26 protein-coding genes, 2 pseudogenes and 2 riboswitches are annotated in these 26,507 nt (G+C 61.5%); of the genes and pseudogenes, 19 read left to right on the forward strand and 9 right to left on the reverse strand.

The features are described from left to right. Window positions 1-150: 150 nt before the first annotated feature. A complete protein-coding gene (locus ACO6VD_RS11715; protein ID WP_422419198.1) occupies window positions 151-1,341 on the forward strand; it encodes an MFS transporter in 1,191 nt (396 codons plus the stop codon). Here ACO6VD_RS11715 and ACO6VD_RS11720 read toward each other — a convergent pair. Both ACO6VD_RS11720 and ACO6VD_RS11725 read right to left on the reverse strand, forming a co-directional pair. After that, window positions 1,335-2,366 (reverse strand): alpha/beta hydrolase family protein, encoded by a 1,032-nt coding sequence (locus ACO6VD_RS11720; RefSeq protein ID WP_422419200.1) that lies wholly within the window; start codon window positions 2,364-2,366, stop codon window positions 1,335-1,337. The two genes, ACO6VD_RS11715 and ACO6VD_RS11720, sit on opposite strands and share 7 nt — an antisense overlap. 141 nt (window positions 2,367-2,507) lie before the next feature. Next, the gene (locus tag ACO6VD_RS11725; protein ID WP_422419202.1) at window positions 2,508-3,119 is read right to left on the reverse strand and encodes an FMN-dependent NADH-azoreductase; all 612 of its coding nucleotides are present in this window, start codon (window positions 3,117-3,119) and stop codon (window positions 2,508-2,510) included. 128 nt (window positions 3,120-3,247) lie between these two features. Here ACO6VD_RS11725 and ACO6VD_RS11730 point away from each other — a divergent pair, with 128 nt between their 5' ends. Together ACO6VD_RS11730 and ACO6VD_RS11735 are read left to right on the forward strand one after the other, a co-directional pair. Continuing rightward, the gene (locus tag ACO6VD_RS11730; RefSeq protein WP_422419204.1) at window positions 3,248-4,156 is read left to right on the forward strand and encodes a LysR substrate-binding domain-containing protein; all 909 of its coding nucleotides are present in this window, start codon (window positions 3,248-3,250) and stop codon (window positions 4,154-4,156) included. After that, window positions 4,149-4,508, forward strand: coding sequence for an MmcQ/YjbR family DNA-binding protein (locus ACO6VD_RS11735; RefSeq protein WP_422419205.1), 360 nt, complete (start codon window positions 4,149-4,151; stop codon window positions 4,506-4,508). The genes ACO6VD_RS11730 and ACO6VD_RS11735 overlap by 8 nt, the downstream gene beginning before the upstream one ends. Here the strand turns inward: ACO6VD_RS11735 and ACO6VD_RS11740 are convergent. Both ACO6VD_RS11740 and ACO6VD_RS11745 read right to left on the reverse strand, forming a co-directional pair. Beyond that, complete coding sequence (locus ACO6VD_RS11740) at window positions 4,501-4,947, reverse strand: DUF1294 domain-containing protein (RefSeq protein WP_422419207.1); 447 nt, start codon at window positions 4,945-4,947, stop codon at window positions 4,501-4,503. The two genes, ACO6VD_RS11735 and ACO6VD_RS11740, sit on opposite strands and share 8 nt — an antisense overlap. Window positions 4,948-4,951: 4 nt before the next feature. Further along, window positions 4,952-5,782, reverse strand: coding sequence for an undecaprenyl-diphosphate phosphatase (locus ACO6VD_RS11745; protein WP_422419209.1), 831 nt, complete (start codon window positions 5,780-5,782; stop codon window positions 4,952-4,954). A 389-nt stretch (window positions 5,783-6,171) separates the two neighbouring features. Between ACO6VD_RS11745 and ACO6VD_RS11750 the strand changes: the two are divergent. The 10 genes and pseudogenes from ACO6VD_RS11750 to ACO6VD_RS11795 all read left to right on the forward strand — a co-directional run. After that, window positions 6,172-6,858, forward strand: a pseudogene (locus ACO6VD_RS11750) (cache domain-containing protein); the annotation flags it as partial. Window positions 6,859-7,125: 267 nt separating this feature from the next. Then, window positions 7,126-7,716: pseudogene (locus ACO6VD_RS11755) on the forward strand (methyl-accepting chemotaxis protein); the annotation flags it as partial. A 228-nt stretch (window positions 7,717-7,944) separates the two neighbouring features. Beyond that, window positions 7,945-8,511, forward strand: a complete 567-nt coding sequence (gene pnuC / locus ACO6VD_RS11760; RefSeq protein WP_422419211.1) for a nicotinamide riboside transporter PnuC — start codon at window positions 7,945-7,947, stop codon at window positions 8,509-8,511. Then, complete coding sequence (locus tag ACO6VD_RS11765) at window positions 8,508-9,059, forward strand: AAA family ATPase (RefSeq protein ID WP_422419233.1); 552 nt, start codon at window positions 8,508-8,510, stop codon at window positions 9,057-9,059. Before pnuC ends, ACO6VD_RS11765 begins: the two co-directional genes overlap by 4 nt. A 297-nt stretch (window positions 9,060-9,356) precedes the next feature. After that, window positions 9,357-9,794 carry a hypothetical protein gene (locus ACO6VD_RS11770; RefSeq protein WP_422419213.1) on the forward strand — a complete coding sequence of 146 codons (438 nt, stop codon included), beginning with the start codon at window positions 9,357-9,359 and terminating at the stop codon, window positions 9,792-9,794. Between the two features lies 1 nt (window position 9,795). After that, window positions 9,796-10,368 (forward strand): adhesin, encoded by a 573-nt coding sequence (locus ACO6VD_RS11775; RefSeq protein WP_422419215.1) that lies wholly within the window; start codon window positions 9,796-9,798, stop codon window positions 10,366-10,368. Window positions 10,369-10,420: 52 nt separating this feature from the next. After that, window positions 10,421-11,959: a heme utilization protein gene (locus ACO6VD_RS11780; protein WP_422419216.1), complete on the forward strand. Its 1,539-nt coding sequence runs from the start codon at window positions 10,421-10,423 to the stop codon at window positions 11,957-11,959. 63 nt (window positions 11,960-12,022) lie between these two features. Further along, window positions 12,023-12,703 carry a C39 family peptidase gene (locus ACO6VD_RS11785; protein WP_422419218.1) on the forward strand — a complete coding sequence of 227 codons (681 nt, stop codon included), beginning with the start codon at window positions 12,023-12,025 and terminating at the stop codon, window positions 12,701-12,703. Window positions 12,704-12,736: 33 nt separating this feature from the next. Then, on the forward strand, window positions 12,737-13,483 hold the full coding sequence (locus tag ACO6VD_RS11790; protein WP_422419220.1) for a hypothetical protein: 747 nt from the start codon (window positions 12,737-12,739) through the stop codon (window positions 13,481-13,483). 47 nt (window positions 13,484-13,530) lie between these two features. Beyond that, entirely contained in the window at window positions 13,531-14,814 is a 1,284-nt protein-coding gene (locus tag ACO6VD_RS11795; RefSeq protein WP_422419221.1) for a hypothetical protein, read from the forward strand. A gap of 64 nt (window positions 14,815-14,878) precedes the next feature. Here the strand turns inward: ACO6VD_RS11795 and ACO6VD_RS11800 are convergent, their stop codons facing one another. Beyond that, a complete protein-coding gene (locus tag ACO6VD_RS11800; RefSeq protein WP_400173801.1) occupies window positions 14,879-16,204 on the reverse strand; it encodes a sigma 54-interacting transcriptional regulator in 1,326 nt (441 codons plus the stop codon). A 313-nt stretch (window positions 16,205-16,517) separates the two neighbouring features. Here ACO6VD_RS11800 and ACO6VD_RS11805 point away from each other — a divergent pair, with 313 nt between their 5' ends. Next, entirely contained in the window at window positions 16,518-16,784 is a 267-nt protein-coding gene (locus ACO6VD_RS11805; RefSeq protein ID WP_400173802.1) for a hypothetical protein, read from the forward strand. A 135-nt stretch (window positions 16,785-16,919) separates the two neighbouring features. Here the strand turns inward: ACO6VD_RS11805 and ACO6VD_RS11810 are convergent, their stop codons facing one another. Genes ACO6VD_RS11810 through cobW form a run of 4 tightly spaced genes read right to left on the reverse strand, consistent with a single transcriptional unit; the run spans window position 16,920 to window position 23,420 of the window. Continuing rightward, window positions 16,920-17,534, reverse strand: a complete 615-nt coding sequence (locus ACO6VD_RS11810; protein WP_422419235.1) for a vWA domain-containing protein — start codon at window positions 17,532-17,534, stop codon at window positions 16,920-16,922. Between the two features lie 47 nt (window positions 17,535-17,581). Next, complete coding sequence (locus ACO6VD_RS11815) at window positions 17,582-18,586, reverse strand: ATP-binding protein (RefSeq protein WP_422419223.1); 1,005 nt, start codon at window positions 18,584-18,586, stop codon at window positions 17,582-17,584. 1 nt (window position 18,587) lies between these two features. Further along, window positions 18,588-22,349, reverse strand: a complete 3,762-nt coding sequence (gene cobN / locus ACO6VD_RS11820; protein ID WP_422419224.1) for a cobaltochelatase subunit CobN — start codon at window positions 22,347-22,349, stop codon at window positions 18,588-18,590. A gap of 3 nt (window positions 22,350-22,352) precedes the next feature. Beyond that, window positions 22,353-23,420 carry a cobalamin biosynthesis protein CobW gene (cobW, locus tag ACO6VD_RS11825; protein ID WP_422419237.1) on the reverse strand — a complete coding sequence of 356 codons (1,068 nt, stop codon included), beginning with the start codon at window positions 23,418-23,420 and terminating at the stop codon, window positions 22,353-22,355. A gap of 95 nt (window positions 23,421-23,515) precedes the next feature. Beyond that, window positions 23,516-23,712: riboswitch (cobalamin riboswitch) on the reverse strand. Between the two features lie 62 nt (window positions 23,713-23,774). Then, window positions 23,775-24,001, forward strand: a riboswitch (cobalamin riboswitch). A 98-nt stretch (window positions 24,002-24,099) separates the two neighbouring features. Here cobW and ACO6VD_RS11830 point away from each other — a divergent pair. From ACO6VD_RS11830 to ACO6VD_RS11850, 5 genes are read left to right on the forward strand one after another with little or no spacing between them, the layout of a single operon-like run. Continuing rightward, window positions 24,100-24,285, forward strand: a complete 186-nt coding sequence (locus tag ACO6VD_RS11830; RefSeq protein ID WP_130264559.1) for a CbtB domain-containing protein — start codon at window positions 24,100-24,102, stop codon at window positions 24,283-24,285. Window positions 24,286-24,295: 10 nt separating this feature from the next. Next, window positions 24,296-24,988 carry a CbtA family protein gene (locus ACO6VD_RS11835; RefSeq protein WP_422419226.1) on the forward strand — a complete coding sequence of 231 codons (693 nt, stop codon included), beginning with the start codon at window positions 24,296-24,298 and terminating at the stop codon, window positions 24,986-24,988. A 5-nt stretch (window positions 24,989-24,993) separates the two neighbouring features. Continuing rightward, on the forward strand, window positions 24,994-25,395 hold the full coding sequence (locus ACO6VD_RS11840; protein WP_422419228.1) for a cobalamin biosynthesis protein: 402 nt from the start codon (window positions 24,994-24,996) through the stop codon (window positions 25,393-25,395). 27 nt (window positions 25,396-25,422) lie between these two features. Beyond that, complete coding sequence (gene cobM, locus ACO6VD_RS11845) at window positions 25,423-26,172, forward strand: precorrin-4 C(11)-methyltransferase (protein WP_422419229.1); 750 nt, start codon at window positions 25,423-25,425, stop codon at window positions 26,170-26,172. A gap of 11 nt (window positions 26,173-26,183) precedes the next feature. Further along, window positions 26,184-26,429 (forward strand): DUF1272 domain-containing protein, encoded by a 246-nt coding sequence (locus ACO6VD_RS11850; protein ID WP_422419231.1) that lies wholly within the window; start codon window positions 26,184-26,186, stop codon window positions 26,427-26,429. Window positions 26,430-26,507 lie beyond the last annotated feature (78 nt).

Here is a 26,507-nt window from a genome sequence, read left to right on the forward strand (position 1 = left end):
ACACACCCTCCTCCCCCCTCCCCCTCCTCCCCCCCCCCCTCCCCCCCCCCCCCCCCCCCCGATGCTGTTAAAAACTGTTAGCCTGCTTCCTTTTATCCTCGCCGCCAGCGATCATGGGCCCTCTCCCACCGCCGGCCAGCGAACGAGCTCATGTCCGCGTCACATCCCGCGCCTGTCAGCACCTTCTCTATTACGCTGCAGATCCTGTCGATTGTCTTCTATACCTTTATAGCCTTCCTCTGCATTGGCCTGCCGATCGCGGTGTTGCCTGGCTATGTGCATGACCAACTGGGTTTTAGCGCGGTCATTGCCGGCCTGACCATTGGCCTGCAGTACCTCACTACCTTGCTCAGCCGTCCGTTCGCCGGGCGAGTGGCCGACAATAAAGGCACCAAACAGGCAATCATCTACGGATTGATCGGCATTGCCATCAGCGGTGTGCTGACCTGCGCTTCGGCCCTGACGGTCAATATACCGCTGATAAGCCTGCTGGCCTTGCTCGCCGGGCGCGTGTGCCTGGGCATTGCCCAAGGTTTGATTGGCGTCGCCACTTTGAGCTGGGGCATCGGTGCGGTGGGCGCAGAGCACACCGCACGGGTTATTTCCTGGAACGGCATTGCCTCTTATGGTGCCATTGCGATTGGCGCGCCGTTGGGCGTGATGCTGGTGGACCAGGTGAACTTCGCCACGCTGGGCTTGCTGTTGACGGCGCTGGCGTTGCTGGCCCTGCTGGCGATCCGTAACAAGCCCTCGCTCCCGGTGGTGCGCGGTGAACGCCTGCCGTTCTGGTCCGCGTTTGCCCGTGTGGCGCCGTGTGGCATGGGCCTGACCCTGGCCTCGATTGGCTACGGAACCCTGACCACCTTTGTCACCCTGTTCTACCTGGAACAAGGCTGGCGCGGCGCAGCCTGGTGCCTGAGCGCCTTTGGCCTGTGCTTCATCCTCTCGCGGCTACTGTTCGTCAATGCGGTCAATCGCTTCGGCGGCTATCAAGTGGCGATCGTGTGCATGACCACCGAGGCCCTCGGCCTGATGTTGCTGTGGCTGGCCCCCAGCCCGTTGCTGGCACTGGTCGGCGCCGGGTTGACCGGGTTTGGCCTATCGCTGGTGTATCCGGCGCTGGGCGTGGAGGCTATCAAGCAGGTACCGGTGTCCAGCCGTGGTGCAGGCCTGGGTGCCTATGCGGTGTTTTTCGACCTGGCCCTGGCCATCGCAGGTCCGTTGATGGGTGCGGTGGCCTTGCACTTGGGCTATGCCTCGATTTTCTGCATCGCTGCCTTGCTGTCGCTGAGCGGCGTCGGCCTGACCCTGGTGCTGTCGCGCCGCGCTCGAGGTTACTGATCGGCGGTATTGAGTCCGGCACGAGCGGGACGGCCCAGTGTGCGAGTGAAAAAGTTCGCGGCTTCGGTCTGTAGCGACAGGTGGATATCCTCGCGGTCGACGCCGTCCGGGTCATTGCACAGCGCCGCCATATGCTCGCGCTGCTCATCGTCGCACGGCGCCATGAAGACAAAGTGCCCGGCACCCGCGAGCAACTTGTAGTTGGGCGTCACCGGCAGCTTGCGCGCCAGGGCCTGGGCGTTCTTGTCGATAGCCAGCAGTTGATCCTTGTCGCCGCTGTATATCAGCGCGGGCACATTAACCTGGGCCAGGGCGTGGCGGCCAAACATCAAGCTCAAGGGCGCCATGAGCAACAGGGCATGGATCCGTGGGTCAGCCTCGGCACTCAGGTCGACTCGATCGGCGATCAGTACACCCTTGGTCTTGCAGGCATCAGCATCCAGCGGCCGCTCCAGACAATAGCGCCGCAAACGCTCAAGGTCGGGCTGCGCACCCGAAAGAATCAAGGCCGTTTCGCCGCCGGCCGAATAGCCGATCATGCCCACCTGCTCGCCACTGATATAAGGCGCCAGCATGGGATCAGCAAGGCTGGCAGTGATGGCAGCGCTGATCTGCAGCGGCCGCCCATAGAGGTTGCTCAACGTGCCCAGGCGGCTGTGATCGCGGGCGTTGTCACCTGGATGGGTCACCGCTACCACTACGAACCCCCGTCGTGCCAATGCGCTAGCCAGGTCATGCAGTGCGAGCGGTGTACCGGTGTTGCCGTGGGAAACCATCAAGAGCGGGAAGCGCCCGATGGCGATCGGCGCACCTTCACTGGCTTCGACCCGGTAACCGTCAATACGACTACTACGGGCGGGACCACTGGAGGGATAGAACGCCAGCGCCTGCACAGGTCGTGCATCCAGCGGGTCGGCGAACACCAGGCGGTGCAGGCCGACGCTCCAGTGCTGCGCCGGTTCTGCCTGCGCAACACTGGCAACGCCAAGCCAGCACAGCATCCAGAACACAGCGATCTTGCACATTTGCGTCCACCCTGCCCGGATGATCAGCTACCGGGTACCGATCAAGCATAGAGCGCACCATTGCCGTGTGGATGAAAGCTCAATGAAAAAACCGACAGCAGACATGGTCTGCTGTCGGTTCTGATCAAGCGCTGCAGCTTGTCAAGCAGCAGCAAACAACTCATTGCTGATCTGCAACTGGGCTGCGCTCAGGGCATTGGCACGATGCTCTTCACCGTAGGCCAGGCCGTGGGCTCGGACGATTTCCAGGTCGGTGATACCAATGAAGCCGAGGAACACCTTGAGGAAGTCTTCGTGACCAGCACCTGTCGGTTGGCCCTCATGCAGACCGCCGGCAGTGGATACCAGGATGACTTTCTTGTCACCGCACAGGCCTTCCGGGCCGGCTTCGGTATAACGGAAGGTCTGACCAGCCACAGCCACACGGTCAATCCAGGCCTTGAGCTGGGTCGGGATGGTGAAGTTGTACATCGGTGCGGCAATCACCACCGCGTCAGCGTCGAGAAACTCCTGCAGGGTTTCGCTGCTGAGCTTGGTTTCGTGCTGCTGCGCGGCATCACGCAGCGCTTCCGGGGTACCGGCGGCAACCAGGGTGGCCGCGGAGAAATGGCTGATGGCGTCGGCCGCCAGATCACGGTAAACCACTTCCAGCGAAGGATCGGCGGCTTTCCAGGCATCGACCACGCTGCGGCTCAGCTGACGGGAGGCGGAATTGTCGCCCAGAATGCTCGAATCGATATGCAACAGTTTCATGGGACTCTCCTGATTGAAGACCGCATCTGGGCGATCACGATGGAGAGAATCCTACCGGGATGATGAATAGCTGATAAGTCAGCAAAAATGCGTTAGTTTGTCCTACTGACAGGACAATGGTGATCGCCATGCAAGACCTCAACGACCTCTTCTACTTTGCCCGGGTGGTCGAATCCGGTGGCTTTGCTGCGGCCGGACGCCTGCTCGGGATCCCCAAGTCGCGTTTGTCCCGACGCATAGCCGAGCTGGAAGATCGCCTGGGGGCGCGCCTGCTACAGCGCACCACCCGGCAATTGAAGCTGACCGCCGTCGGCGAACGCTACTTGCGTCACTGCCAGGCCATGCTGCTGGAAGCGGAGATGGCCGATGAAGCCGTCGCCAGCATGACCAGTGAACCGCGCGGACGCTTGCGGGTATCGTGCCCGGTAGGACTGGCCCACACCCTGTTGCCGCAAGTGATCAGCCGCTTTCTCGAAAAGTATCCGCAGGTGCAGCTGGACATGGTCCTGCTCAACCGCCGGGTCGACCTGATCACCGAAGGCATCGACGTAGCCCTGCGCGTACGTGATCTGGGTGATGAAGATCCGGCCCTGGTCTCCCGGCGCCTGCGCCAGGCACAGATGTACCTGGTGGCGTCGCCAGGATTCGCCGCCGCTCATGCCCCGGCCACGCCCGAAGACCTGAGTGGTTTACCGGTGCTGGGCGCCGTGGACGCCGACCGCCTGGTGCACCTGCGCTTGCTCGACAGCCGCGGCCACAATAAGGAATTGGCCATGGAAGCACGCCTGGCCATTGATGATTTTATCGTGCGTAAAGAGGCGGCAATGGCCGGTCTGGGCTTCACGGCGTTGCCTATCATGCACTGCGAGGAGGAACTGGACCGTGGCGAACTGGTGCGGCTGCTGCCTGACTGGTCACTACCTGGGGGCTACCTGCAAGCGGTCTACCCTCATCGGCGCGGCCTTCTGCCTGCGGTGCGGGTGTGGATCGACCACCTGGTAGCGTCTTTTGCCGACTGTGGGAAATGTTATGTCTGAGGGAAAAATGAGCGAAGCGCAGGTGGCAGCGTTCTGCCTGAGCCTGCCCGGTGCACGGGAAGACTATAAATGGGGCGGTATTCGGGTGTTCTCGATTGCCGATAACAAGATGTTCGCGGTCCTCGACCTGGCGGGCGCCGGCCTGTCGTTCAAGGTCGACAACGATCTGTTTCTTGGCTACGTCGACCGTCCCGGCGTGCGCCCGGCGCCTTACCTGGCGCGTGCTCACTGGATCAGTATGACGCCACCCTACTCCATGGGCCGCGAAGAGCTTTGCGACCTGCTGCAGCGCTCCCACCAGTTGGTGGTCCGGCGTCTCCCGAAGCGCCTGCAGCCGGGCTTGCTTATCTGAGCAACGGCCCCAGTGCGCTACCCAGCCAACGGCCGGCGAACACCAGGTGATCGAACCAGAACAACTGATGCAGAGCGACAATCGCCCAGAAGCTCAGCTGGAATGACAGTTTGCGGGTTTTATGCCGAAAGACCTGCTGGGCCAGCAGCGCCCCCGGCCAGCCTCCACACAATTCGCTAGCGTGCAGGACCTTTTCCGGTGTGCGCCAGCCCTGAGTACGGGCCTGATGCTTGTCGCGCCAATACAGCGCAAAACTCAACAGGCTGGCCAGCGGATAGGTCACCGCGGGCAGCCAGGACTGTCCGCTGACCAGCATCTGCAGGGCACCACCCAGTGGCAACAGGCACAAGCCGACGAAGGCCAGTAGCTTGCTGCGTGGGTGCTGAATTGCGCCATTACGGCTAACGGCACGTCGAGCAGAAGGCTGTGGAGGACTCATCGTCTCAACCGTTCGCCGTGGCCCAGTCGACTACGCCGAACTGCCAGGTCGCCAGGATGATCAGGCCGAAGACAATGCGGTACCAGGCGAACATGGCGTAACTGTGGTTGGCGATAAAGCGCAGCAGGCCGCGTACGGCAATCATGGCGAAGATGAACGAGACCACGAAGCCGATGGCGAATACCGGAAAGTCGCCAGGCTGGAACAGATCACGGTATTTGTAGCCCGAGTACACCGCAGCACCGACCATGGTCGGCATGGCCAGGAAGAACGAAAATTCAGTGGCTGCCTTGCGCGACAGGCCGAACAGCAGGCCGCCGATAATGGTCGAACCGGAACGCGAAGTCCCCGGGATCATCGCCAGGCACTGAACAAAGCCGATCTTCAGGGCATCGCTCCAGCGCATATCATCGACCTGCTCGACCTTGATCACATGCGCCCGACGCTCGGCCCAGAGCATGATCACGCCGCCCACGACCAGGGCAGCGGCGACCGTGACAGGGTTGAACAGGTAGTGGTGAATGAGGTCAGCAAACAGCACGCCCAGAACCACCGCCGGCATGAAGGCAATCAGCAGATTGAGGGTGAAACGTTGCGCCTGCTGCTCCTTCGGCAAACCCAGCACCACGTCGAAGATCTTGCGCCGGAACTCCCAGACCACGGCCAGGATCGCCCCCAGCTGAATGATGATATTGAAAGCCATCGCCCGCTCGCCGCCAAAGTTCAGCAGGTCAGCGACAATGATCTGGTGACCCGTGCTGGAAATCGGCAAGAACTCGGTCAAGCCTTCGACAATACCCAAAATGACGGCCTGCAGGCCGGTCCAAAGATCCATTATTCCCCCACGGAGCGATGCCGACGGCATGCCCCCGTTGTAGTTTCCATAAGCCAAAGCTGATTCGAATGCCCGGTCGTTTGCAGCGACAGTTGGTCGCAAAAGCGGCAGAAAAGTTCAGCCACCCTTCAGGTTTGCCCCGACCGGGCCGAGATCCTATCAGACCTCTCGTATAAACGCTGCTGGTCGGCGCTACACACCTTGGCGGTTCGGACACTTAGCCCTTGGTCGAGTAGGTGGCGGGAAGAAACCATGCTGGGATGCACAGGACAATAAAAAGAATCCGGGGTGACCGTTCCATGAAGACTCTACGAAGCATGTCGATCAATCGCCGCTTGTGGCTGATCCTGGTAGTGGCAGTAGTGATGCTATTGACCTTGGGCTTGCTGATGCTCCGGCAGATCCACGGCGACCTGTACCAGGCCAAGGCCGAAAAGACCCGCCACGTGGTGGAAACCGCCGCCGGCGTCCTGGCCTACTATCAGGGACTCGAAGCCGCTGGCACCCTGAGCCGCGAGGCCGCCCAGCAACAAGCGTTAAGCACCGTGCGTGGTTTGCGCTACGACCAGAACGACTACTTCTGGATCAACGACCTGGGGCCGAAGATGATCATGCACCCGGCCAACCCCAAGCTCGACGGCCAGGACCTTGCGGCGATTCGCGACCCGGACGGCTTTGCCGTGTTCAACGAAATGGTCGCGCTGGCCAAAACCCAGGGTGGCGGCAGCATCGACTACCGCTGGCCGAAACCCGGCGCCAGCGAGCCAGTGGAAAAAACCTCCTACATCCAGCTGTTCAAACCCTGGGGCTGGGTTATCGGCTCGGGTATCTATATTGATGACATGCAAAACGAATTCCTGCGCCAGTTGCGCGACGCCTCGCTTCTGGGGCTTGGCATTGCCCTGGTCATGACCCTGCTGGTGGTGCTGATTGCCCGCAGCATCTCGCGCCCCCTACAGGAGGCGGTGGATGCCATGGCCATGATCGCCAGCGGCGAAAGCGACCTGACCCGGCGCCTCGATACCCATGGCTGTGATGAAGTCACGCAGTTGGGTGAACACTTCAACCGCTTTACCGGCAAGTTGCAGGGAGTGATCGGCCAACTGCAGGGCGCAGCACACGCATTGGGGCAATCCGCCGTGGATGTCGGCAGCAACGCCAACCAGGCCCAGCAACACAGCGAACAGCAATCTGCGCAAATGGAGCAAGTGGCCACGGCAATCAATGAAGTGAGCTACGCCGTGCAAGACGTCGCCAAGAATGCCGAGCAGGCCTCCAGCGAAATGCGCGACGCCCAGCACCGCGCCGAACAGGGTCAACAAAGCATCCACGGCAGCCTGCAGCAAATCGACCAGCTGTCAGGCACCATCGATGAAGCCGTCACGGTGATCCAGGCCTTGGCGAGCCAAAGCACACGCATCGGCAGCGTCCTGGAAGTGATCCGTTCGATTGCCGAACAGACCAACCTGTTGGCCCTCAACGCCGCCATCGAGGCTGCCCGGGCGGGCGAACAGGGGCGTGGTTTTGCGGTGGTTGCCGACGAAGTCCGCCTGCTGGCCCAGCGTACCCAGCAGTCAACGGCAGAAATCCAGAGCATGATCGAGCATTTGCAAGGTCAGTCCGAAGCAGCGGTCAAGGCCATCGACGCCAGCAGCTCAGCCTCACGCCAGACCATCGAACAAGCCAACGAAGCCGGTGTCAGCCTTGACGCCATCAGCCAGGCCTTGCACAACCTCACCGCCCTCAACGCCTCAATTGCCAGTGCGACACTGCAACAGTCCCATGTGGTTGAGGAGATCAACCGCAATGTGACAGAAACCGCCGACCTGTCGCGCCAGACGGCATCAGCGGCGCAGCAGTCGAGCAATGCCGGGGTGGCTTTGAATCAGTTGCGTGAGCAGGTGGATCGGTTGCTGGGGCAGTTCCGGGTGTAATACAACATCGGTGGGAGCCGGACTTGCCAGCGAGGGGATCAACGCGGTGTGTGTTCATCCGCGTTGCCTGTAGGAGCGGATTCACCGGGACGCCGGACCGCCGCGATGGGGCGCATCGCGGCCCCAAAATGGGCCTGCTACGCAGTCCATCGCGGATAAATTCGCTCCTACATCCGCCGCACCACAAGGTACAATCGCCGCCCTCCCCCGAACCGCCAAGGAACGCCGATGTCCGGCCTCGAACTGTTCGCCGCCGTGCTCGGCGTTATCGCCGTGTGGCTCACGACCAAACAGAACCCCTGGTGCTGGCCCATTGGTCTGGTGATGGTGCTGCTTTACAGCTGGATCTTCTTTGAAGTGCGCTTGTATTCGGACATGCTCCTGCAGCTGGTCTATGCCGTGCTGCAACTCTACGGCTGGTGGCAATGGACACGCCCGAACAGCCAACGCGAGGCCCGTCAGGTTACCCACCTCGATACCCAACCGATGCTGTTCGGTCTCGGCTTGGGGTTGCTGGGCAGTCTGGCTCTGGGAGCTGCGATGGCTACCTGGACCGACGCTGCGCAACCCTGGCTTGATGCTGCGCTGACCGGCTTCAGCCTGGTGGCCCAGCTGTGGATGGCGCAGAAGCGCGTGCAGTGCTGGCCATTGTGGATCGTACTGGACGTGATTTTCGTCACTCTGTTCCTCTATAAAGGGCTATACCTGACTGCGGCACTGTACGCGTTGTTCACCCTGATCGCCGTGCAGGGCTGGCGAGCATGGCGCCGCGACCCGGCGTTGGTCAGCGCATGAAGGTGCTGGTGCTGACCGGCCCGGAATCCAGCGGCAAAAGCTGGTTGAGTGGCGAAATCCAGGCGCATTTCGGCGGCGAGCTGGTAGGTGAGTATGTGCGTCACTTTATCGACGAGCAGGGCCGAGACACCTGCTACGGCGATATTCCCGCGATTGCACGTGGCCAGTTGGCCTGGGAAGACGCCGCCCGCGCACGCCGGCCAGAACTGTTGATTCTCGATACTCACCTGTTGAGCAACCTGCTCTGGAGCCGGGTACTGTTCGGTGATTGCCCGGCCTGGATTGAGCAAGCGCTGCTCGCACGTCGCTACGATTTGCACCTGCTGCTCGACCCCGCAGGCGTGAGCTGGATTGGCGATGGTCAGCGCTGCCAACCCGCCCTGGATCAGCGTCAGGCGTTTTTTGCCGACAGCCTCGCCTGGCTGCAGCATCATCACCAGCCTGTCCGGGTCATTGGTGGAGACTGGGCCCAGCGCAGTGCAGCCGTGCTGATTGCCGTACAGCAATTGCTCGATGGCAAATCTGCAGCTTGCGCCACTGAGTGTTAGCTCACTGATACACCCCGGTGGGGCATAGTCCCCGTATTTGCGGGACATCCCCCAAACCCGGGGGCGGTGTTAATTCAGTGATACATATCCTGAAACAACCCTTCAGGCACGGCCAACGGCCTGCAAAGCGAGCGTTTGGCAAAAATCTGTCTCATGGTTGATACAACAAAATCCCGGCGCCTATCGATTGGGGCTTCAACCTGTTGATTATTCACTGTTAACCAAAAGCGGCACACCTTCTGCTCCCCTACTCGCAACGCTGAGCAGGGCCAGCGCACTGAAGAAGGAATCGCCATCGTGGGAACATTGGATAAAGGCATTTTTCGCCTCCTGCTGGTCGGGTGTGCACTGGGATCAAGCTTCAGCTTGCCGGTCCAGGCCGAGAACGGAATCATCATCATTACCCGCGATGTGCAAACGCGCAACGCAATACGCGCGCCCCTGGTTCCCGACCCTTACCCGACCACCGTCAATGCCAACCCGTCGGCGCATATCCTCAAGCAAACAAACGAACTGAGCGATGGTGACTTTGCCGGGATCAGCAGCGGTGCCGGCATCAGCTCCCTGGTCACACAACAGACCAACAACCTGGGCGGCAACATCAACACCCAGACGCAACTGCCCAACCTGGCCGGTGGTCGCTCCACAGGCTCCGGCAACGGCATCTCCAACATGGTCAATTCAAGCGTGCAGAAAGGCCTCGCGCCCCTGCAGATCCTGACCGGAGGCAAGTGAGATGAGGCACACGCTGCTGATTCTGGCCACGCTTTGCAGTGCACCGGCCCTCGCCCAACCCCCAGTGATCAACAACGCCAATATCGACAGTTCCGGCATGCAGTACCAGGGCAATCTCACGGTTAACCAGGCGGCTGGCGATCAACAGCAACAAGCCAACGTGCGGGCCTTCGCCATTGGCCATAGCGCCAGTGCAACCACAGAGGTTCGCCAACGCTTGCGCACCCATGTCGATCCCGCGATAGATGCCCGGTCCGGCATCCAGGGTGATGCCTTCAGCAACGGCAGCGGAGCCCTTGGCGTCAACCAGAGCAGCGGCGCCAGCAATCAGCAAGCCAACGCCCTGCGCATCAGCCTCAGTACTCAGCCACAAAGTATCGACGACAGCGTCCTCATGCAACAGAACGTGGCGCTGATCAACCGCTCCGATCCAACTGACTCTGCACCCGGCCATCGCCAGGTCACTACCAGTGACCAGGCATTCACCGGTAGCCGCGGGGTGATTCAGTTGAATCAGAGCGCCGGGGTGGGAAACCGCATGGCCAACACCCTGAGCGTACGGGTCGTGGATTGACCCAAACAGGTAAGAACAACACTTAACCTAAAATAAAGTACGGAGAATCACCATGAAACCCTCGATGGCAATCAAGCCTCTGGTTTTCGCAATTGCTGCGGTCATGGCTGTTGCTGTACAAGCTGATCAAAACGAACGGCGTGGCCATGGCCACCATCACAACAACCACACCCCTCCGCCAAAAGCGTTCTATGTCGACGCCACTGCCAATGCCCACGACAGGCAAAGCAGCACCGGTAACAAAATCCGCAACGAAGGTACTATCAACGAAGCCGAGATGAACGAATCTGCTTCCGGCACCAGCGGCAACGTCGGCGTCAACGTGGCTGCAGGCGCAGGCAACCAGCAAGACAACGCGGCCGCCATCGCCAATGCTGGCGCCGACTCCAGTGCCATCGACAACAGCTTCGTGTTCGGCACATCCGAAGCCACCGCCAGAGTCACGCAATACAGCAACAACAACAAGGTCTACAACTTCGGCACGCAAAACTCTGCTGTGATGAGCGGATCGGGTAGCGAAGGTAGCGGCAACATGGGCATCAACATTGCTGGCGGCGACCTCAACCAGCAGAAAAACACCATGGCAATTGCCAACACCAATGCCCCGCTGGGCAATGCAACCGCCACTGCTTCGGCCAACCAAAGCGGTCCTGGCCTGGAAGTGGTAAACAGTGCCGATCGGACCTATCGCGTCGATACGCTGACCTTCACCACCACCAAGAGCGGTTCGTCCTCCCGCGAAGGGACATTTGACGCCAGCATAGACAAGAGCTCTTCTGCGAGCTCGAGCGAAAGCGGCTCGTGGAACGCTGATGCCAGCGGCTCCAATAGCTGGAGTGCCAGCGGTTCGAAGAGCTCGTCGGCTAGCGGATCCAACAGCTCGTCGGCCAGCGGTTCCAACAGCTCGTCGTCCAGCGGCTCGCTCAACGCGTCTGCCAGTGGTACCAACAGCTCGTCTGCCAGTGGCACCAACAGCCGCGATCACAGCTCTAGCTCCAATACCACGCTGTCCGCATCGCTGGACGCTTCTGTAGAAGCCAACCAGTCCTCTACCCGTACCTTCAACGATAACGAGTTCACCCGCAGCCGCAGTGCCGACGCTTCGCTTACCGCAACCCTCGATGCGTCGATCGACAAATCGCATGAATCCTCGTCGAACTCTTCGTACGACAGAACCCGCGACTCTTCGTTTGATCGGACGCTGGACGTCTCGTTCGAGAAGTCTCGCGAGTCTTCCTACGACAAGTCTCGCGAGTCTGCCTACGATAAGTCGCGCGAATCGGCGTGGGACAAGGCTGCAGAGTCTTCGTTCGAAAAATCGGCCTCTGCCTCGTATGACAAAGCCAAAGAATCTGCTTCCGAGTCTTCGGACAGCATTTCGAAAAGCTACAGCGAAGCCGACTCGTTTGAGCTGAGCAACAGCATCTCGTTCCAAGTGCTGACCCCAACCGGCTGGGCTAACCCTGTGACCAACACTGCAACCCTGAGTGGTTCGGTGAACGGCGGCAGCGGCAACCTCGGCGTCAACGTGGCTGCCGGTGTCGGCAACCAACAAAGCAACTCGCTGGCCATTTCCAACCAATCGTTCTGATTGCCTTGGCCTGGAGGCCCCCTTCGGGGGGCCTTTTCTCAACTCAACCAGAAGGCGTCCGACATGCGCATTATCGCCTTGGCGTTTCTGCTCTGCGTGGCCAGTGTGGGCGAAGCGGCCCAGATGCCACTCTCCGTGTTGCCGGGTGGCGCGGTGATTTTCAAGCCCATCCAGAGTGTACGCGAGCGCAAATTCGCCGACCTGGTGCAACAGAAAACCGACTTCAGTTGCGGCGCAGCTGCGCTGGCAACCATTTTGCGCCAGGCCTACTGGCTGGACGTAGATGAAGAACAGATCATCGAAGGCATGCTGGCACACGCCGATCAGGATCTTGTCCGGGTCCAGGGCTTCTCCATGCTCGACATGAAGCGTTATGTGGAAAGCCTGGGCATGCGTGCCCGTGGCTACCGGGTGGCCGTTGAGACCTTGCACAGTATCCGCATTCCAGTAGTGGTGCTGATGGACGTGCGTGGCTACAAACACTTTGTGGTCATGCAACGCGTGGACAAAGGCTGGGTGTACATCGGCGACCCCGTGCTCGGTCATAAGCGCTACAAAGTCGACGACTTTGTCAAAGGCTGGAACGGCATCATCTTCGCCGTCATCGGCAAGGGTTACGACAAAACCAATGCCTTGCTCGACCCACCGATGCCGCTGACCGCGAAAAACCGCATCAACGGCTTTAGCCCGGTGCGAGACGCAGAGTTGATGGACTTCGGCTTCATTCGAAGCGACTTCTTCTAATGATAAGGGAGCACGACGCTCCAGGAGCATCCAATGAAGACTCCACTGTGGCTGGCCGTGGTTTGCCTGGCCGCCAGCCTGCCAACCCAGGCCCAATCGTTAAAACCCATCGAACTGAAGGATCAGGAACTGGCAAACCTGCGCGGCCGTTACGTGATGCCGGGACGAATCATCAGTTTCGGCGTGGTCATGACCAGCACCTGGCAAAATGCCAACGGTGAAGTGATCGGCGCTACGTCCTCGATGCAAATTCAACAGTCGACGATCAAGCCACAGTTCTATGTATCGATGATCGACGAAAAAGGCAGCGCCACTGCGCGTTCGCAAACACCCGGCACCGGCACCGTCACCGGTGGCAGCGGTCTCAACAGCACCGAAGGCGTCACCCAAGTGGTGCGGGCCGCTGGCGACAACAACACGGCCTACAATGGCGTGGATATAAACGTCACCAAGGCCAACCAGGCACCCGCCACGCAACAGCGCGGCGAGGCACTGGCTGCAGGCTCGACATTGGTCGGCGCCAACGGCGCCGGCTCGCTGAGCGTTTCCTCGACCGGCAGCGGTGTCCAACTCAACATCGTCGCCAACAACAACCAGGGCAGCACCGAACAACGCCTGGCCCAGGGTGGGCTGATGCAGAACACGACGTTGCTCGGCGGCGGCAACCAGGTCAGAAACCTCACCTCCCTCAATGTCGTACTGCGTGAGAACGTGCCGACAGCCGGTTCGCTGAACGGCAACCTGGACCAGCTCAAAGGAATTCGCACTCTCGGATTCTGATCTACGCTCAGTCTCATCAAATGCAGTTAGAAGGGACGGCTAACCCCATGCACCGATCGTTAACGTTCAGAGCTATCGTCTGTCTGAGTAGCCTGACCCCGGCGACATTGCTCTACGCAGCACCGGACCCTCAGGTCGAAGCATTAAAACAAGAACTCATGGAGTTGAAACAGCGTTATGAAGCACAACAGAACGCGCTGATGGTCCTCGAACAGCGCGTTCGCCAGGTCGAACAAACACCTGTGACACCGCCTCCCAAACGCCTGACCAAATCCCCCGCGGAAACAGTCAGGGGTGGCCAGACAGTGGCAGCAGGTGCGCCGGGAACCACAGGCGGCAGCTCCTACGGCCAATCGCTCAAGGAGGATTCGGAACCGGCACAAAGCGTTTCCAACCTGTATGACGAAGCCAGCGGCTTCTTCGGTGGCGGCAAGTTCAGCGTCGAAACCGGGCTGACCTACACGCACTACGATACCCGTGCCCTGGTCCTCAACGGCTTCCTGGCTCTGGATTCGATTTTCCTCGGCAATATCAACCTCGACCGCATCAAGGCTGATAACTGGACCCTGGACCTGACCGCCCGCTACAACATGGACCAGCGCTGGCAGTTCGATATCAACGTCCCGGTGGTCTATCGTCAATCGACGTACTCCTCTGGCGGCGCGGGGGGCGCTGGCCCGGTCACCTCCGACGCAACCGTTACCCGCGACCCGGCCATCGGCGATATCAACGTCGGTGTTGCCTATAAATTCCTCGATGAATCCGAATACCTTCCCGACGCAGTCGTCACCCTGCGCGTCAAGGCACCGACCGGTGATGAGCCCTATGGCATCAAACTGGTCAACGACCCCAACAACGACAACCTGTCGGTACCCGAAGATCTGCCGACCGGTAACGGTGTCTGGGCGATCACGCCGGGTATTTCGCTGGTCAAGACCTATGACCCTGCCGTGCTCTTCGGCAGCCTGTCCTACACCTACAACATGGAAGATTCGTTCAGCGACATCAGCCCCACGATCAACACCAAAGTCCCGGGCGACGTAAAACTCGGCAACTCCTGGCAGATCGGTGCCGGTATCGCATTTGCCTTGAACGAGAAGATGAGTATGTCGTTTTCATTCACTGACCAGTTCGCCGACAAAAGCAAAATCAAGCCCGATGGTGGCGATTGGCAGTCAATTACCAACAGTGACTACAACTCGGCCAACTTCAACATCGGCATGACCCTTGCCGCAACCGACAACCTGACAATCGTCCCGAACCTGGCCATTGGCCTGACCGAGGACTCGCCAGACTTTTCCTTCAGCCTGAAATTTCCGTACTACTTCTAACGCGATCGCCCATGAAAAAGCCCGCTTCGGCGGGCTTTATACATTGCCGGCAGCTGCCAGTCGCTCAACGAATCTGATGCTTGTGCAGCAGGCGGTAGAAGGTCGGCCGGGAAATACCCAGGACCTTGGCGGCAATACTCAGATTGTCGCTGTGTCGAGTAAGCACGTCGCACAACGCCTGGCGCTCGGCCCGGTGTTTGTAGTCTTCGAGGGTTCCCATGCTAGCTTCAAAAGCATGCTGACTGAGCAATCCCAGGTCCTGCGCCTCGATCTGCCGGCCTTCGGCCAGCACCAGTCCACGTCTCACCCGGTTGGCCAGCTCGCGCACATTGCCTGGCCAGTCATGTTTGCCCATCGCCACCAGGGCGTCCTCGCTGAAACTGCGTGGGCGTCGCCCGGTTTCAAGGCTGTAGAAGTGGGCAAAGTGGTTGGCCAGCATCGACAGGTCACCATGCCGATCACGCAATGGTGCGGTGACCACTTGCAGGACATTGAGTCGGTAATACAGGTCCTCACGAAAGCGGCCGCGGGCGATGGCCTTTTCCAGGTCAACGTGGGTTGCCGCCAGCACCCGCACATCGACGTCAATCGGCTGGCTACCGCCAACCCGCTCGATGTGCTTCTCCTGGAGAAAACGCAGCAGATTGGCCTGCAGTTCCAGGGGCAAGTCACCAATCTCGTCGAGAAACAGAGTGCCGCCGTTGGCGACTTCGATGCGGCCGATCTTGCGCTGGTGCGCCCCGGTAAACGCGCCCTTTTCATGGCCGAACAGTTCAGACTGAATCAGGTGCTCTGGTATGGCGCCGCAGTTGATCGGCACAAAGGGTTTGTCGTGGCGCTGGGACTGACGGTGCAAGGTGCGCGCAACCAGTTCCTTACCTGTGCCGCTCTCGCCCCGAATCAGCACCGGTGACTCGGTGGGCGCCAGCTTGCTGAGCAATTTGCGCAGTTCGCGAATCGGTCGGCTGTCACCCAGCAGTTCGTGCTCCAGCTCATCGACATGAACAGTGCCTTTGCCACGCAGGCGGGCCATACCGAACGCCCGGCCAATGGTGACCTGCACCCGTGAGACATCGAACGGCAAGGTATGGAAATCGAAGAACCATTCACAGACGAAATCGCCGACGTTCTGTATGCGTAGCTCATCCGGACCGAGTACGGCGATCCATTCGGTATTGCTGCGGCTGATAAGGTCTTTGACCGCATCCGGATGCCGCAAATGCGAGGCTTGCAGACGCAGCAGGCCGACATCACAGGGATGCTCCAGGGCAGAAGACAAGTTACAGCTGTGAACATCCCAGCCGACGTTGCGCAGGCCTGGCAGTAAACGGTGACAATCATCGCAAGGATCGACGATCAGCAGGCGGCGGTTGGATGCAGGTTCAAGCATGACCTTTCCTTGGCGCCAATTGTTGGAATTTTATGCAGAAACAGCAAGTTGGCGGGCCCGTTTGTAACAGTAGCAACGATGCGTCAAACGCCCACTACCGTCTGTCCGTCAACGCGCTGAAACAGCGCGGACAGGGGAATCTTATTGAACTTTCGGCGTCTCAGGCGTCGTCTGTCAGCTGTGTTTTTGCACCTGACTGAAAAAAATTGAAGTTTGTTGTGACTCCACCCTGTACTGCGTGCATCAGTACAAGTAACTCACTGCTGATGCAGTTGTTAATTATCTTGTTTGGGCCCACAGAGAGACCGAACCCATGAATGCCCCGCTCCGTGTCAACGAAGCACTGCTGATTGCCGACCACGCCTTCGAACCCTTCCAGTGCGTTGCCTGGGATTCGCCTAACGGTACAGGTGAACTGAGCCTGGCAGTGATCGACCGCACCAGCACTCGCATTGGTGGCAAGCAGGTGCCGAGCAGCACCTACTCCGACCCCGACCAACTGGCCAGCCTGATTGAAGAAATGCGCGCCGAGTTGAAAAAACAGGGTTGCGACCTGCAACCGTGGTCGATGCCAAAGTAAGCAGTAACACTGCAGGCTTGGATAATGGCGGTGCATCTTCGCGATGCACGCCAAGTAACTTAATTGTTTCAAAAACTTATACTGCGACAACACGCCGCAGTGTCACTAGCGTACTTCGTGGTACGCGCATTTTATTTATCCAATAATCTTGAAACTGTCTATCGACCGGTAGTCGGCCTGTAACTGTTGCGCCAATAAACGCGCACGTCCCAGGCGCACGGGTGAACACTCCATATCGACCAGCAGACTTGGGCACGGCAGCGGTTGCAGTGGCTCCCAGGCCTTCAGTCGACCGTCCGTCAGTACCAGGCAGCGTTGCTGCTCAGCGGGATGCTGACGCTGCCGAGCCTGCAGCCAGTGCCGTGCCTGCTCCAGGGCGGCCAGCAAAGGCGTTCCCCCACCGGCCCCCAGGCTGTCAAGCCAGGGCTGCAAAGCTGCCGAGGCTTTCAGACCATGACGCTGCCAGCGCGGCGCGTTGCCGCTGGCGGTCAGCAGGGTCAGGCGTGCGCGTTGCCGGTAGGCCTGATCGAAGAACCCGGCCAACAGGCCCTTGGCCTGACTCAACGCCTGAAAACGGCGGGTCGAGGCCGAAGCATCGACAATCACCAACCACAGTTCATGGGCGCTGGCCGTGCGTTGCTGCCAACACAGGTCCCGGCGTTGCCGTGGGCGCCCCTTGAGCAAGGTAGCCGGCCAGGCCACCGTGCCCTGTGTGGCCTCTCGGGCGTGGCCGCGCGGGCCTTGCTTGATCGCCCCGGGGCGGGGTTTGGCATCCGTCACCTGTGCGCGGCGGATGCTCAGGGCTTTTTTGCCCAGTTCGGCACCTCACGGCGGGCACCGGTCGCTGTCGCTTGCGGCGGCATTTCACCCCAGGCGCCCTGCCCTTGCTCGGTACTTGAGCCCTGGCCACCCTGAGGCTCTGCCGCCGGGCTGTAAGCGGGCTGTTGCGGCATTTCACGACGCCGATGGCGCAGGGCGAACTCGGCGACGGCTTCTATATCCTGCGCTTCAATCTGCTCTGCACCGCGCCAGGCAGCATGCGCCCGGGCAGCACGCAGCCAGACCAGGTCGGCGCGCAAACCATCGACGCCGGCGGCAAAACAGCGCTCCGTAATCTGCGCCAGCGCCTGATCATCCAGGGCAATCCGTGTCAGTCGCTCTCGCGCTGCCTGGCAACGCGCGCGCAGTTGCGCCTGTGCCGGTGCCCACTGCGCACAAAACGCTACAGGATCGGCGTCGAAATCCAGCCGCCGACGGATAATCTGCCCACGCGCCTCGGGCGCTGGCTGGCCGTCGAGGGCCACGTTGAGGCCGAAACGATCGAGCAACTGCGGCCGCAGCTCACCCTCTTCCGGGTTCATGGTGCCAATCAGCACGAATCGCGCACTGTGGCGGTGAGAAATCCCATCGCGCTCGACCCGGTTGGTGCCACTGGCGGCAACGTCCAGCAGCAGATCGACCAGATGATCGGCCAGCAGGTTGACCTCATCGACATAGAGCACGCCGCCGTCGGCTTTGGCCAGCACACCGGGAGAGAACTGCGCCTTGCCCTGGCCCAGCGCAGCGTCCAGGTCGAGGGTGCCGACCAGGCGCTCTTCACTGGCCCCCAGTGGCAAGGTCACGAAAGGGCCTTCGCCGAGCAAGTCGGCCAACCCCCGCGCCAGCGTACTCTTGGCCATACCGCGCGGGCCTTCGATCAGCACACCACCGATCTTTGGATCGATCGCCGTCAGGCACAGGGCGAGCTTCAACTCATCGGCGCCGACCACGGCCGACAGGGGAAAATGTGCAGGTTCAGTCATCTCAGGTCTCTTCTTCGCCGTCCAGCAGTTGCTCTTCGAGGGCTTCACGGTAGTCCCCCGGCGACTCCCACAGGCCACGCTGCTGAGCTTCGAGCAAGCGCTCGGTAATATCGCGCAGGGCCTGGGGGTTGTGCTGGCGAATAAAGTCGCGGGTCGGGCCATCCAGCACATAGGCCTCGGCCAGCGACTGGTAATGGTGGTCGTCAATCAAGTGCGTGGTGGCATCGAAGGCGAACAGGTTGTCGACGGTGGCCGCCAGCTCGAAGGCACCTTTGTAGCCATGACGCTTGACCCCGTCTATCCATTTCGGATTGAGCGCACGGGCACGGATCACCCGGTTGAGCTCTTCTTTCAAGGTGCGGATACGCGGGCGATCCGGCTGACTGTGGTCACCGTGGTAACTCGCCGCAGGCTTGCCGCCCAGGCTTTCCACGGCCGCCAGCATGCCACCCTGGAACTGGTAATAGTCGTTGGAATCGAGCAAGTCGTGCTCGTGATTGTCCTGGTTCTGAATCACCGCCTGCACCTGGCTCAGGCGCCGGGCAAAGTCGGCGCGCGCCGGTGTGCCTTCATCTGCTGCCCCATAGGCATAGCCGCCGTGGTTGAGGTAGACCTCAGCAAGGTCCTTGCGCTCATTCCACAAGTGCCCGTCGATCGCGTTCTGCACCCCGGCACCATAGGCCCCAGGCTTGGCGCCGAAAATCCGCCAGCCAGCCTGACGTGCAGCCTGCTCGTTGCTCAAGCCTTGACGCTCAAGTTCGGCGCGTTCGCTGCGAACCTTGGCCGCAAGCGGGTTGAGGTCATCGGGTTCGTCCAGTGCGGCCACCGCCTGTACCGCCGAGTCGAACAGCTTGATGAGGTTGCCGAAAGCATCGCGGAAGAACCCCGAAACGCGCAGGGTCACATCCACCCGTGGCCGATCCAGCAGGCTCAAGGGCAGGATTTCAAAGTCATCGACCCGCTGGCTGCCACTGGCCCACACCGGGCGCACGCCAAGCAGCGCCATGGCCTGGGCGATGTCATCGCCACCGGTACGCATGGTCGCCGTGCCCCACACCGACAGCCCAAGCTGGCGCAGATGATCGCCATGGTCCTGCAGGTGGCGTTCAAGAATCAGGTTGGCCGAGGCAAAGCCGATGCGCCAGGCCGTGGTGGTTGGCAGGTTGCGCACATCGACGGTAAAGAAGTTACGCCCAGTGGGCAGCACATCCAGGCGACCACGGCTGGGAGCACCGCTGGGGCCTGCAGGGACGAAACGCCCCTGCAGCGCAGCGAGCAGCCCCTGCAGTTCCGCCGGGCCACAGGCATCCAGTTGCGGCGCGACGATTTGCTGCAAGGCCTGCAGCACCGCATGTACCTCGGACCAGCCCGGCTCATCCGGCACCTCGGCAGTGCCTGCCAGGGTGTGGGTGATGTAGTGCCCGGCAAGTATCTCCAGACGCTCGCGGGTATCACCGGCAGTCCGCCACAGCGCCTCATCCTGTGCCTGCAACAACGCCGGACGCGGGCCGTCCCAGGGTTGGCCGAGGTCACAGTCGAGCGGATCGAACTTCAGTGCCAGCGCCCTGGCCAGCGCCCGCAGCAAGCTGGCATTGGCCCCGCGCCCATCACCACGTCCGACCCGCAACAAGGCCAGCAAGGTGTCTGTGCGCAGGCGCCCGGTCGGCGACTCGCCAAATACATGCAGACCGTCGCGGATCTGTGACTCTTTGAGGTCGCACAGGTAGGTGTCCAGACGCGGCAGCCATACGGCGGCATCATCCAGCGCACCTTCAAGCTGCAGCTCGCGGTCAATATGGTTATCGCGCAGCAGCTCAAGAATGTCCCGCTGCAGTTCACGGGCGCGGCGCGGGTCGAGCAGCTGTGCCTCGTAGTACTCGTCGGCCAGCGCTTCGAGGTGACGCAGCGGCCCGTAGGTTTCGGCGCGGGTCAACGGCGGCATCAGGTGATCGATAATCACCGCCTGGGTCCGGCGCTTGGCCTGGGCGCCCTCACCCGGATCATTGACGATAAACGGATAGATGTTCGGCAGCGGCCCGATCAGGGCATCCGGCCAGCAACTGGCGGACAGGCCCACGCCTTTGCCCGGCAGCCACTCGAGGTTGCCGTGCTTGCCGACATGGATCAACGCGTCAGCGGCAAAACCATGGCGCAGCCAGAAATAGAACGCCAGGTATCCGTGCGGCGGCACCAGGTCGGGATCGTGATAGACCGCGCTCTGGTCCAGCTGATAACCGCGGGCCGGCTGGATGCCGACGAACGTCAGGCCAAAGCGCAGGCCGGCGACCATCATCCGCCCACTGCGGAACATCGGGTCCTGCTCAGGCTCGCCCCAGCGCTCGCGCACGGCGTCCTGATTTGCCTGCGGCAAGGCGGCGAAGGCCTTGCGGTAATCGTCCAGGGCCATGCTCTGCAGGCAGGGACGTCGATCAAGGCTGTCCAGGTCGTTGCTGACGCCTCCGAGCAGCGCCTGGATCAGCGCCGTGCCGCTTTCGGGCAAGGCACTCAACGGGTAGCCCTGTGCTTGTAGGGCACGCAGGATGTTCAAGGCTGCTGCCGGGGTATCGAGGCCGACACCGTTGCCGATGCGTCCGTCGCGCGTTGGGTAGTTGGCCAGGATCAGCGCCACGCGCTTGTCCTGGTTCGGCAACTGCGCCAGCTCGCACCAGCGCCGCGCCAGTTCGGCGACAAAATCCATGCGCTCGGCGTGCGGACGATAACAGACCACATCCGACTGGCTGCGCTCGCTACGCCAGGCCAGGTCCTTGAAGCTGATCGGCCGGGTGATGATGCGCCCGTCCAGCTCCGGCAAGACGATGTGCATGGCCAGGTCGCGAGCGCCCAGCCCCTGCTCGCTGGCCTGCCAGCCGGGTTCGTTGTCCTGGGCGCAGATGGCTTGCAGCACCGGAATATCCTGGCGAAACGGCCGCAGGTGCGGTTGCTCCGGGCTGGACTGGGCAAATCCGGTGGTGTTGATGATCAATGCGGCGTCGACCTGGTCCAGCCAGTCTTCCACCTGACTCAGGCAACCGGCCTCCTTGAGGCTGGCCACCGCGATCGGCAAAGGATTTAGCCCGGCGAGCTGCAAACGCTCGCAGAAGGTGTCGATAAAGGCCGTGTTGGCCGCCTGCAGGTGCGAGCGGTAAAACAGGATCGGCACCACCGGCTGTTCGACCTGCCACGCGCCAAACCAATCCGCCAGCTCGGTGCTGGCCTTGTGCGGGTGATACACCGCCGTGCGCGGCAATTGTTGCGGCTCGCTCCAGGGGTAATCGCGCTGCAACCATTGGTTGGCCAGACAGTTGAACAGGTTCAGGGCATTGGCCTTGCCGCCCTGACGCAGAAAGTGCCAAAGGCGCTCGGCCTGTTCTGCCGACACGGTGCTCAGGCTGGTGAGCTCCGGGTCCGGGCGATCATCGCCTGGCACCAGGATCAACTGCACGCCACGCGCCGCCAGTTCCAGCAACTGCTCGACGCCGTAACGCCAATAACCGACGCCGCCATGCAGCGACACCAATATCACCTTGGCGTGGCGCAGCACTTCGTCGACATACAGGTCGACCGACGCATGATTCTGTACCTGCATCGGGTTGGCCAGACGCAGGCTGGGGAAATCCTCGGGCAACTGCTGGGCGGTTTCCGCCAGCAGTGCCAGGTGCGAGTCACCGCTGCAGAGAATGACCAGCTCGGCCGGGGTCTGGCCGAGGTCGGCAATACTGTCGTCCGGTACAAAACCACCGGGCTGGGTCCGCAGCAGGTGCATGGATCAGGCGCTCAGGGCGGCGCGCAGGCTCGCTTCCAGTTGTACCGCATCCAGTTCCTGGCCGATCAGCACCAGGCGCGTGGTGCGCGGCTCTTCGCTGCGCCAGGCGCGGTCGAAGTGTTTGTCGAAACGGGTACCTACACCCTGAATCAGCAAACGCATCGGCTTGCCCGGGATTGCCGCAAAGCCTTTGACCCGCAGAATGCCGTGCTGCACAACCAACTGAGTCAAGGCGTCGAGCAGCAGGCTCTCGTCGGCTTCAGGCAGTTCGATGGAGATCGAGTCGAAGGCATCGTGGTCATGATCGTCGTGATCATCACCGTCATGGTGCGAATCGTGGTGCGTACGACGGCCGTCGATATGCGCTTCGGATTCCGCGCCCAGCCCCAACAGCACCTCCAGTGGCAGGCGACCGCTGCTGGCTTCGATCACTTTGACCGCGGGCGGCAGTTCTTCCTGCACTTCGGCGCGGACCTTGGCCAGGTCATCGGCGGCGATCAGGTCAGCCTTGTTCAGTACCACCAGGTCGGCACTGGCCAGCTGGTCGGCGAACAGTTCGTGCAGGGGCGACTCGTGGTCCAGGTTCGGGTCGAGTTTGCGCTGGGCATCGACCTGATCCGGGTAGGCAGCGAAAGTGCCTGCGGCCACGGCCGGGCTGTCGACTACGGTGATGACGGCGTCAACCGTGCAGGCATTGCGGATTTCCGGCCACTGGAAGGCTTGCACCAAAGGTTTTGGCAGGGCCAGGCCGCTGGTTTCGATGAGAATGTGGTCCAGGTCGCCGCGACGGGCCACCAGTTCACGCATCACCGGGAAGAACTCTTCCTGCACGGTGCAGCACAGGCAGCCGTTGGCCAGTTCGTAGACGCGGCCACTGGCCTCTTCTTCAGTGCAGCCGATGCTGCACTGTTTGAGGATCTCGCCGTCGATGCCCAGTTCGCCGAACTCGTTGACGATCACCGCAATGCGCCGCCCCTGAGCGTTGTCGAGCATGTGCCGCAGCAGCGTGGTTTTACCCGAGCCGAGGAAGCCGGTAACGATGGTGACGGGGAGTTTGGCCAGTGTTTTCATGTCGATGCCCTTGGCAGGATGGCGGGCATGCGGGACGAGAGCCACAGGTATCAATACCTGGACGCGTTCGCCACCGGATCACCCCGCCCGGTTTATGTCGGAAACTGTTCGAGGCAGGTCTCCTGGCTTGCATTGCACCGGCCGAAGGCCAGTCGAACGACGCCTTCCCGCGCGGACGCAGTGGCTGTGTCGAACCGTTCAATGCTTACAGTTGCGGGGGCAGCCGCGGCTTGAACCGCGTTCCCGTCTTAGCTTCGGCCAGCGCCGAAGAACCTCGAAGCGGCTAGGCTACGCAGTGCCCGGTGAGCGGTCAACTGCTGTCACGATTGACGCCTGACCTCACCCGTGATTTGCTAGCGCTATTCGTTTGGGTGCCCTTTACAGGGTGAAACTGGGAAACCGGTGCGTCATACGCTACGTGATAGCGGTGTATGACAAGTCCGGTGCTGCCCCCGCAACGGTAAGTGAGAAAAGCGTCAGTACCACTGTGCCCGTAGTCCGGCATGGGAAGGTGACGCCTCTGGCTGAGCAATCGCTCAGCCCTCGCCAGCCCGGAGACCGGCCCGACACTGATCTGACAAACCCGCGGTGGGCGGGCGCTGTTGCAACCCCTGGGCGAACTCCGTGCAGGGGTTTCCTGCGCTTGCCTGTTGCCGAACAACACCAAGAGGAAAGCGCCATGCGTACCAGTACCGCCAGTCACTCAGCCGTTACCCCTTCAAGCCTCAGCCAGCGCCTGCTGGTCGCCGTCGGTGCCTCGCTGCTGGGCCTGTGCCTGGTCTACTTCGCCGGTTTCTCGCATATCGAAGCGGTGCACAACGCTGCCCACGATACCCGCCACAGCGCCGCCTTCCCTTGCCACTGAGTGCCGTCCGATGATTAAGCGTATTGCCAGTACCGCAGGGTTCGCCGGCCTGCTGGCTGCCCTGCTGTTGACCCTGCTGCAAAGCTTCTGGGTTGCGCCGCTGATTCTCCAGGCGGAAACCTATGAAAGCGCCGCGCCCGCGGTCGAAGCCCATGAACATGCCCCTGGCGTGGACGCCGATCACCACCACGACAGCGAAGCCTGGTCGCCGGAAGACGGCTGGCAGCGTGTGCTCTCGACCACGGGTGGCAATCTGGTTGTTGCCGTCGGCTTCGCTCTGATCCTGGCCGCGCTGTATTCGCTGCGCGCACCCAACAGCGTGGTCAGCGGCGCACTCTGGGGCTTGGGCGGCTTTGCCGTGTTCTGCCTGGCGCCGACCCTGGGCCTGCCACCGGAGCTGCCGGGTACCGCTGCCGCCGATCTGGCCCAGCGCCAGGCCTGGTGGGTCGGTACTGCCGCCGCCACGGCCGTGGGGCTCGGGTTGATTGTGTTTGCCCACAACTGGCTGTTCAAGGCATTGGGCGTTGTGCTGCTGGTGGTGCCGCATGTGATTGGCGCACCGCAGCCGGAGGTTCATGAAATGCTTGCACCCGAAGCTCTGGAAGCTGAGTTCAAAGTCGCCTCGCTGTTGACCAACGCTGCATTCTGGCTGGTGCTGGGTCTGCTCAGTGCCTGGCTGTTCCGTCGTTCGAGCCAGGCCTGAAACCCATGCAGGTATTCGTCGGCCTGGGTTGTCGACGGGGTTGCCCGGCTAAAACGCTGGGCGATCTGCTGGAACAGACCCTCAAGGCCCACGACCTGCCGCTGGCAGCCGTCGCGGGCCTTGCCAGTATCGACCTCAAGCAAGACGAACCCGGGCTGCACCAACTGGCCCGGCGCCTAAAGGTGCCCCTGCTGTTCTTCAGTGCCGAGCAACTGGCCGCCTTCGAACAGCGCCTGAGTCATCGTTCAATTGTTGTCTATCAGCACAGTGGTTGCTATGGCGTTGCCGAAAGCGCCGCGCTGGCCCTGGCTGAACAGCTTGCGGGCTCGGCACAGTTGCGCGTCCCCCGCACCCTGCTGAGCGGCGCCAGCCTGGCATTGGCCACGGCCACCGGCTTTGGCGGATAATCAGCGTTTTCTCTTCAAGGATTCTGCATGACCGTCTATTTCATCGGTGCCGGCCCCGGCGATCCCGAGCTGATCACCGTTAAAGGCCAGCGCCTGATCCATCGCTGCCCGGTGATCATCTATGCCGGCTCCCTGGTACCCGCTGCCGTGCTGGAAGGGCATCGCGCCGAGACGGTCATCAACAGTGCCGAGCTGCACTTGGCGCAGATTATCGAAGCGATCAAACAGGCGCACGACCTGGGCCAGGATGTCGCCCGGGTGCACAGCGGCGACCCCAGCCTGTACGGCGCCATCGGTGAGCAGATCCGCTACCTGCGCGAGTTGGGCATCCCCTACGAGATCATCCCGGGCGTTACCGCCGTGGCTGCCAGCGCCGCCCTGCTCGGCTGCGAATTGACCTTGCCGGACATCGCCCAGACCGTGATTCTCACCCGCTATGGCGACAAATCACCAATGCCCGCAGGCGAACAACTGGCCGACCTGGCCCGCCATCGCAGCACCCTGGCGATTCACCTTGGGGTCAAGCATCTGGAGAAGATCGTCGAGGAACTGCGCCCGCATTACGGCGGGGATTGCCCGATTGCGGTGGTCCATCGCGCTACCTGGCCGGACCAGGACTGGGTGCTCGATACGCTTGATGGTATTGTCCAGCAGGTGCAAGCCAAGGGGTTTCGCCGTACCGCACTGATTCTGGTTGGCCAGGTGCTGGCCAGCGACAGTTTTTCCGAATCGGCGTTGTACCGTGCCAGCCATGCCCATCTCTATCGACCCAGCTAGAGGATCCGCCCATGCTCGAACTACGCCCCAACTGCGAATGCTGCGGCTGTGACCTGCCCGGCGACAGCCAGAATGCCTTGATCTGTTCGTTCGAATGCACGTTTTGCACGGACTGCAATGAGCAGCAGCTCAAGGGTCAGTGCCCCAACTGCGGTGGTGTGTTGTTGAAGCGCCCGCCACGGGCGGCAGAAAAGCTGGCCAAGTATCCGGCGTCGACCCAACGGATCGTCAAGGAACAGGGCTGCCCGACACACTGACCTGTAGGAGCGGGGGGGGGGGGGGGAGGGGGGGGGGGGGGGGGGGGGGAGGGAGGGGGGAGAGAGGGAAGAGGGAAG

The sequence above is a fragment of the Pseudomonas sp. GZD-222 genome (assembly GCF_049310525.1).
Taxonomy (GTDB): Bacteria; Pseudomonadota; Gammaproteobacteria; order Pseudomonadales; family Pseudomonadaceae; genus Aquipseudomonas.

Bases quoted from the DNA above. Each gene is read 5' to 3' on its own strand.
- ACO6VD_RS11715 (WP_422419198.1), top strand. From the start codon at position 151: ATGTCCGCGTCACATCCCGCGCCTGTCAGCACCTTCTCTATTACGCTG.
- ACO6VD_RS11720 (WP_422419200.1), bottom strand. From the start codon at position 2,366: ATGTGCAAGATCGCTGTGTTCTGGATGCTGTGCTGGCTTGGCGTTGCC.
- ACO6VD_RS11725 (WP_422419202.1), bottom strand. From the start codon at position 3,119: ATGAAACTGTTGCATATCGATTCGAGCATTCTGGGCGACAATTCCGCC.
- ACO6VD_RS11730 (WP_422419204.1), top strand. From the start codon at position 3,248: ATGCAAGACCTCAACGACCTCTTCTACTTTGCCCGGGTGGTCGAATCC.
- ACO6VD_RS11735 (WP_422419205.1), top strand. From the start codon at position 4,149: ATGTCTGAGGGAAAAATGAGCGAAGCGCAGGTGGCAGCGTTCTGCCTG.
- ACO6VD_RS11740 (WP_422419207.1), bottom strand. From the start codon at position 4,947: ATGAGTCCTCCACAGCCTTCTGCTCGACGTGCCGTTAGCCGTAATGGC.
- ACO6VD_RS11745 (WP_422419209.1), bottom strand. From the start codon at position 5,782: ATGGATCTTTGGACCGGCCTGCAGGCCGTCATTTTGGGTATTGTCGAA.
- pnuC (WP_422419211.1), top strand. From the start codon at position 7,945: ATGTCCGGCCTCGAACTGTTCGCCGCCGTGCTCGGCGTTATCGCCGTG.
- ACO6VD_RS11765 (WP_422419233.1), top strand. From the start codon at position 8,508: ATGAAGGTGCTGGTGCTGACCGGCCCGGAATCCAGCGGCAAAAGCTGG.
- ACO6VD_RS11775 (WP_422419215.1), top strand. From the start codon at position 9,796: ATGAGGCACACGCTGCTGATTCTGGCCACGCTTTGCAGTGCACCGGCC.
- ACO6VD_RS11780 (WP_422419216.1), top strand. From the start codon at position 10,421: ATGAAACCCTCGATGGCAATCAAGCCTCTGGTTTTCGCAATTGCTGCG.
- ACO6VD_RS11785 (WP_422419218.1), top strand. From the start codon at position 12,023: ATGCGCATTATCGCCTTGGCGTTTCTGCTCTGCGTGGCCAGTGTGGGC.
- ACO6VD_RS11790 (WP_422419220.1), top strand. From the start codon at position 12,737: ATGAAGACTCCACTGTGGCTGGCCGTGGTTTGCCTGGCCGCCAGCCTG.
- ACO6VD_RS11795 (WP_422419221.1), top strand. From the start codon at position 13,531: ATGCACCGATCGTTAACGTTCAGAGCTATCGTCTGTCTGAGTAGCCTG.
- ACO6VD_RS11800 (WP_400173801.1), bottom strand. From the start codon at position 16,204: ATGCTTGAACCTGCATCCAACCGCCGCCTGCTGATCGTCGATCCTTGC.
- ACO6VD_RS11805 (WP_400173802.1), top strand. From the start codon at position 16,518: ATGAATGCCCCGCTCCGTGTCAACGAAGCACTGCTGATTGCCGACCAC.
- ACO6VD_RS11815 (WP_422419223.1), bottom strand. From the start codon at position 18,586: ATGACTGAACCTGCACATTTTCCCCTGTCGGCCGTGGTCGGCGCCGAT.
- cobN (WP_422419224.1), bottom strand. From the start codon at position 22,349: ATGCACCTGCTGCGGACCCAGCCCGGTGGTTTTGTACCGGACGACAGT.
- cobW (WP_422419237.1), bottom strand. From the start codon at position 23,420: ATGAAAACACTGGCCAAACTCCCCGTCACCATCGTTACCGGCTTCCTC.
- ACO6VD_RS11830 (WP_130264559.1), top strand. From the start codon at position 24,100: ATGCGTACCAGTACCGCCAGTCACTCAGCCGTTACCCCTTCAAGCCTC.
- ACO6VD_RS11835 (WP_422419226.1), top strand. From the start codon at position 24,296: ATGATTAAGCGTATTGCCAGTACCGCAGGGTTCGCCGGCCTGCTGGCT.
- ACO6VD_RS11840 (WP_422419228.1), top strand. From the start codon at position 24,994: ATGCAGGTATTCGTCGGCCTGGGTTGTCGACGGGGTTGCCCGGCTAAA.
- cobM (WP_422419229.1), top strand. From the start codon at position 25,423: ATGACCGTCTATTTCATCGGTGCCGGCCCCGGCGATCCCGAGCTGATC.
- ACO6VD_RS11850 (WP_422419231.1), top strand. From the start codon at position 26,184: ATGCTCGAACTACGCCCCAACTGCGAATGCTGCGGCTGTGACCTGCCC.